The following is a 6,760-nucleotide window of genomic DNA, read 5'->3' on the forward strand; positions in this document are numbered from 1 at the left end:
TTTAAGGGATGCATTTTCCTGGGAAGAGGCATCAACTGGCCCGTTGCCATGGAAGGAGCGCTAAAGTTAAAGGAAATAAGCTACATCCATGCTGAAGCATATGCCGGAGGGGAACTGAAACACGGTCCTATAGCATTGATTGATGAGAACATGCCTACGGTAATAGTTGCTCCGTCAAACGGACTGCTGGACAAGCTTCGCTCAAACATTGAATCTGTTAAGGCCAGAAAGGGATTTGTATATCTCATCAGCGATGAGAAGTCCGCAGTTTCATTCTCAGCTTCAGGTATACCGGAAAACAGTTATTTTGTAATACCGAAGGTTGAGGAAGTGATTGAGCCGATAGTTTATACGGTACCGCTGCAGCTTATAGCGTATAAGGTTGCGGTACTCAAGGGAACTGACGTGGATAAGCCTAGAAATCTGGCTAAAAGCGTAACAGTTGAATAATGTTATTTGATATTACACAATCCTATTATTAGATAAAAAATGAGTGTTTCTTATTGGAGAAAATTATGATTTTTAATAACAAAGAACTAGGCTTTTTTAATTCCATTGATTCTGTGTCTGAACAATTGCAGGTAATTGATTCTATGATATCAAAATACAAAATTAATGAGAAAGAATTAATTGACTTTATAAACAAAGAATTATGTCGAAATTTTGAGAATAAAAATTATGAACAAGTTCTTCAATATTTCAGAATAAGTTATAAAATCAAAGGTATTTTACCATGGAAATGTTATGCTTATACAAGATTGTCAGCTAGGAATTTATTTTCTAAAAAACCAAACGAAGCTTATAACTACTGGTTATCTTGTTCTTCAGACCAAGCTTTGACAGCTTATGACATATCTAACAATATTTTTCAAAAATCTGACACCAAAGATAATATTTGCAAAAAATATAGTAAATTATTAACTCAAATCGTAGGAAAAGAGTGGATAAAATACTATAGTAACGCTTTTGACATAATTTTAAATTCTATTTTTAATCCATTAGCAGATAGTATCAACTGTGAATTACATAATTTCAGAGCTATAGTAGTATCAGGTATGGGATGGTCTGGAAGTAGTGCAGTATATGACTATTTAAGAGAATTTTCATCAATTTATCCAGTCTTAGGTGGTGAATTATCGATTATAGAAGAAAAGGAAAGTTTTCTTGGTTTAACTTATATAATTGACAATTGGGATAAAAATTTAGATGTTATAGACGAACTCGTTACTAAATGGGCTATAGAGTTTTTCTTTATTAATTTATTAGGTTGTTACCCAATTATTCGAGATGACGTATATAAACAAATTTTATTTTATCGTAAATTTAATATCAAGGATCCTTTCAAATATGCTGAAGGAGTTATTCAAATTTCTTCTATACTCTCAAATTTAATTATTTATGCCAAAAAACGAGATCTACTTTCCGTAAATAAGACAGCAAAATTATTAGCTACTGCTATTTTAAATATAGCAACAATAGACGCTCCTAATAACAAAATTCCGTTGTTAGATAACGCGATTCATTTTCGCAATTTACAATTAATTAAGTATTTTGACTCTGTTGATTTAATTTGCGTTGAAAGGGATCCTAGATCAATATTTGTATCTCAACTAGAAGAACGTGCTGATTTTGACAATAATATTGTTGCATTCACAAATTCTCAAATTGCTAACAGAGAATTATTATCCCAAAAAAAAGAGTCACTTGATGAGAATTCAGCCAAGAGGTGCTCGTTTATTAAATTTGAGGATTTTGTATTATCTTCAAATTTTAGGTCTAACCTCGTAGAAAAATTAGAATTAGATTCAAAAACATGGACAGAGCGTAATAAATTTTTTATACCTGAAAACTCTTCTAAAAATGTAATAAATTTCCTAAATGACGTCCATACAAAAGAAATTCAGTACATTTATGAAAATATGAAGGAATACTGTTTAGATTACTTAAATGAAACTACAAAACCTGATGATAACTAATAATTCAGATTTCAAACATAAATTCTTGAGGGGAAAATAAAATTCAACCTTAATCCTTGCGATAAAGGTGTTTTTTAAAAACATGTATTGATTTTTGTAGGGAGTGACATAAAATTCGTGTATTCCTGTTAAGTCTGTTAATATTAAAGACTTAATTGGAGTTATATGAATATGGCAAAAAAAGATATTAAGCGAAATCCAGCTGCTGAAAAATTGCAGATTTAATTCTCAATAATTATGACGTACAAAATGCTAAGGACGTTAATGAAGCCTTAAAGGACGTCTTTGGACCTATTTTTGAGAAGATGCTTAATGCCGAAATGGATGCACATCTTGGTTATGATAAGAGTTCATCCGAACCAAAAGAAACCGAGAATCGCAGAAACGGCTATGGCGAGAAGACCATTCATGGTTCCTTTGGTGAAACCTCAATATCCGTTCCCAGAGACAGAGATGGTTCTTTCAAGCCTGTCGTAGTACCTAAGCATCAGAAGGATGTTTCAGAGATTGAAGGCAGGGTTTTGGCAATGTATGCCCGAGGCATGAGCCAGAGAGATTCAGGATATCTATGGTTTTGAACTGTCACAGGATAAAATCTCTACTATTACGGATGCCATTCTTAACGACGTAAAAGAATGGCTGAACAGACCTCTGAAACCTCTATACAGCTTTGTTTTTGTTGACTGTATTTACGTCAAAATGAAGAATGAGCGAGGTGTTGTTGATAATCACGCAGTGTATGTGCTTCTTGGCGTTGATTATGAAGGGTTTAAGGAAGTTTTAGGTCTTTATATCAGTCCTACAGAATCCAAATCCACATGGATGAAAATCTTTGATTCCATCAAGGCCAGAGGTGTTGAAGATATTTTGTTCCTATCCATGGACGGCGTATCCGGCCTCGAAGAAGGAGTCCATTCCATTTTCCCTCAGACTGTTGTTCAGCGTTGTATTGTTCACCTTATCAGAAATGCCACAAAGTACATTCCTTCAAAATATTTGAAAGAATTTTGTGCTGACTGTAAGGCTATGTATGGAGCCATTAATCTGGAATCGGCTGAAGCCGCCTTTGAATCTTTAAAAGACAAATGGGGTTCTGACTATCCTGGAGCCGTAAAAGTCTGGGAGAACAATTTTAACCATGTACGTCAGCTCTACAATTATCCGGCCGACATACGCAAAGTGATGTATACGACCAATGCCATTGAGTCTGTAAATTCCAGCCTTAGGAAAGTAACCAAAAAGGATTCTTTGAAAATGAAAACTCGGTATTCAAAATTTTCTACCATAGAATTACCGGCGAACTTGCTAAGAAATGGAACAATGCTAAAATACAGAATTGGGCAAAGGTTTTGAACCAGCTATCCTGTCTTGATGAAACCAGTACAAGGATAGCTAGGTACATTAGATAATTTTTCAAAAGGGGCTTAACAAGGTTTTACACGGAATCGCGTTCACTCTCTGTTTGTGTCTGTTCTGACGTTTTTTGAAGGCAAATTCTTCGTGCAGATCTAATACGAATTTCTGAACATAGGCTATCTACTTGATAAACCAGCGACCGAGCGTTTTGAAAAACATGGCTGTTGCTTTTTCACAACAACTTTTTAAATACTTTCTGTGCAATAAATTTGCCCCCAGATCATCATAATATCTAACGCTATCTTTAAGATGTTTTTCGCCAATTGTTCTTTTGAATTTCAAAAACTCCTCAAATGTTTCTTATGTCTTTATTTGTGTCGTTTGATTATTGCGTATATATAGCAATGTCTTATGCACATAGACCTGGACTTATAACACTGTAGGATTCTAAATCTGCGTAATAGCTTATGCTTATGTTTGTAGAAAAAATCTTGTTACTCGTCTACCTAACGTAAATTATGATTATTTCATCTTTAGTTATGTAACAATAAAAAGCTATACTTGTTGTCATTTCCGTTACACCACATATTCTTCATAAGAATACTTATCCATTTTGGATTAAACTTCAATATAAGCCTAATATTTTCACTTTCCAGCCTATAACATACAGTCAAGAAAAGGATCTCATGCTATTAGTACCAACTGCCATATAGAGATATTAGGTCTGACTAATGTGTTTTACTACGCCCATTCATAAAACAGCGTTGTTTTGTATACAAGAAGTTCAGTGGTACATTACATAACAAACAGCGCGTAACCTTTTTAAAGAAATATCTACAATAACGCAACTACATCTTCCGACTTGGAATCACTCTTATACACAAGGATTTTTTGGTAGCAATTTTACAGTTAAGTATTCTGTTAGGACAGTTTTTGTTTTTTAACTAGGACTTCATTGTAAATAATTCATCAGTAATGGAAAAAATAATGTCAGGCAAGCATAGAAACATTGATAGTGATACTTACTATTCATTTATATTTAACAAATAAAGCACGTAATTACTCTCTCAAAAATTACAGCGAAAGCTATTAATGAAAAAGAAGGAAAAAAAGAATTTAGAAAAAATTTTTGGTCATCTAGTCTACTATTTCCGTGGTGTATGTTTTTTATTTATATTTCTCAGTACGACTATATAATAAAAGACGCTTTACATCCCCATTTCTAGCTTTTAAATTTTTATCACACATCTATGTGATCTTTTTTTAGGGAAAAATCTTTCTAAAAATCAATACATGTTAAAACAAGTTGCACAGAATAAGTTATGTAACGATTTTTCTTAAGGAACAAATTGGAATAGTGAATTAGCGACTATTAATATATGACAACCGTGAAGTAATAGAGGTAATCAAATTATGCATTTCAGTACATTAGAATATATGCTTGAATTCTACAAATGGGAAAAAGAATATGTGAAAGAATTAAAACAAAGTTTCTACAGAGTAGCTATACCTTTTTCATCAGCTAATTTTAATATAAGATTCAAATTTAAATTTCAAAAAGAACTTTTAAGAGATGAATTTTTTAATAGAAAATTTGTGTTTATCAAAATAAATAATGCTACATCTACACTAAAACCAATTAAGCTTCATCAATATAAAACAGACTTAAAAATAAATGACCAGTCTGAATCACAGTTTTTTTCAACTCTAACAGGAGGAATTCAATTTAATAATTTCAAAATTATTAGATCAATACATAGTGGGGAACGCTCTAATATTGGCGACTTTGCTTTCTATATTAAATATACAGGAAATCATAATAATGTTTATGTAGAAAACACAGGTAATACATTTATCGTATACGATAACGAATTAAAGTACTCTTTTGATTTCGTTGATTATCCGTTGCTTGAGCAATTATATAATGCGTTAAGTCAGTTGGATAATTTTTATCTAGAACATAAAATCATAGAAAACAAAAAAAGCAGTCAATTAGCTCCTTTTTCTAAAACCTCATTAGTTAATTCAGTTTTACTTAAAAAAGATAAAAAATCTAATGAGTTTTATAAGATCCAAGATTCAGCCCCTCTATTTGTACCTTTTCAAATTGATAATATGTTCCATCAAGTTGAGATAATTAAATATAACAATAAAATCTATACTGTTATAGATGGAGAGCAAATTGTTGACGCTACAACGCCTAATGACAATTACGATTTGTTGCTTAGCGATGAACTAGGTATAGATTACACAGACTTTATAATAAACACTAACGGGTTAAACGACGCGGAAATCGTAAACGATGCTGTCATATCATCCGCTAATCCTCATATTTTAATTTTTGAAGGACATGGTATCAAGGATTGCTCATTGAGTACAATTAACTCAAAAGATAGCAATGTCAATCGATATGTTAACAAAGATAGATTGTATTATTTGTTTGAATATTTAACCCAAAAACAATATGTTCCTGTATCAATCAAGGATGTCGCTTTTTTCTATAATTGTCATGATAAAAAATTACCGAAAAGATGTTTTGTTCCAGTATTTGACGACTTTAGATTTGAATATTGTCTAAATTACAATTATAGAAGCATTTTTAGCACATTTAATGTCAAACCTTGTCTAGCAATTATTACAGATAAGCAAGACGATATCTGCTTTAATTCCGTTACATACAATCTGGATAAAGCAGTGACGATATGTAATAACAATGATTTTGATCTCGTAAGTCATACGAGAAATCATCGCTCATTAACAATGTACACAAAACCTTCAGAATATATGCAAGAGTTATTGGAAGATATACAAAGTGCGGATAATCATATGATTTTATCGAATATTCTAGTGTTTCCTTTTGGTCATGCAAATACGTATCTTATTGATACATTAAAATGGTTAGGATTTAAATTAGGTATCAATGTCCATAGAATGGGAAAAAATATTAAATTAAGGGAAAAATATAACCTTGTACGTATAGATATCGGTGCTCGAACAGAATTAGAAGAAATTTTATCGAAGATATTATAAAGATCTAGATAAAAAATTAAATAGATTAGGATAACAGATACATAAAAAAATAAGAGCATGTGAAAATCTTTCTGTAAATAGAAAAATATCCTGAGAAAATTTTTTAAGCAGTAACCAGAAGGTCACTGCTTTGGTGTTATTAATATTACCTGTTTGTTTTTATAAGTCAAGATTTATGTTTTATAAATAAAATAGTCAATTATTTCTATTGAAATTTAACCATTTTTATTAAAAAACAAAATAATTCCTAGACGGAAGTTTCAGCTTCCGTCTTTTGTTCATACCGGAAATCAGTCTGGTAATCGGCCTTCATACATTATCTGAAATTCACCGTAGATTACTCCCCAGTTTCTTAGAGGCATGGTCCATTTTTTGGTTGCTTCAAAAGTGGAAAGATA

General features: G+C 31.8%; 3 protein-coding genes and 1 pseudogene. All 4 read left to right on the forward strand.

Annotated elements, in window-relative coordinates; translation table 11 throughout:
- Positions 1-450 (forward strand): SIS domain-containing protein (locus T489_RS0111600; RefSeq protein ID WP_031580189.1); only part of this gene is annotated, 450 nt, incomplete at its 5' end.
- Positions 451-515: 65 nt separating this feature from the next.
- Positions 516-1,976 carry a hypothetical protein gene (locus tag T489_RS0111605; protein ID WP_031580190.1) on the forward strand — a complete coding sequence of 487 codons (1,461 nt, stop codon included), beginning with the start codon at positions 516-518 and terminating at the stop codon, positions 1,974-1,976.
- A gap of 212 nt (positions 1,977-2,188) precedes the next feature.
- Positions 2,189-3,385, forward strand: a pseudogene (locus T489_RS13775) (IS256 family transposase).
- Positions 3,386-4,745: 1,360 nt separating this feature from the next.
- Positions 4,746-6,362 (forward strand): polysaccharide deacetylase family protein, encoded by a 1,617-nt coding sequence (locus T489_RS0111620; RefSeq protein WP_031580192.1) that lies wholly within the window; start codon positions 4,746-4,748, stop codon positions 6,360-6,362.
- The last annotated feature ends 398 nt before the right edge of the window (positions 6,363-6,760 follow it).

This window comes from Ruminobacter sp. RM87 (assembly GCF_000701925.1).
Classification (GTDB): domain Bacteria; phylum Pseudomonadota; class Gammaproteobacteria; order Enterobacterales; family Succinivibrionaceae; genus Ruminobacter; species Ruminobacter amylophilus.

What these genes read in the sequence shown, in the direction of transcription:
- T489_RS0111620 (WP_031580192.1), top strand. Translation starts at nt 4,746, where the DNA reads ATGCATTTCAGTACATTAGAATATATGCTTGAATTCTACAAATGGGAA.
- T489_RS0111605 (WP_031580190.1), top strand. Translation starts at nt 516, where the DNA reads ATGATTTTTAATAACAAAGAACTAGGCTTTTTTAATTCCATTGATTCT.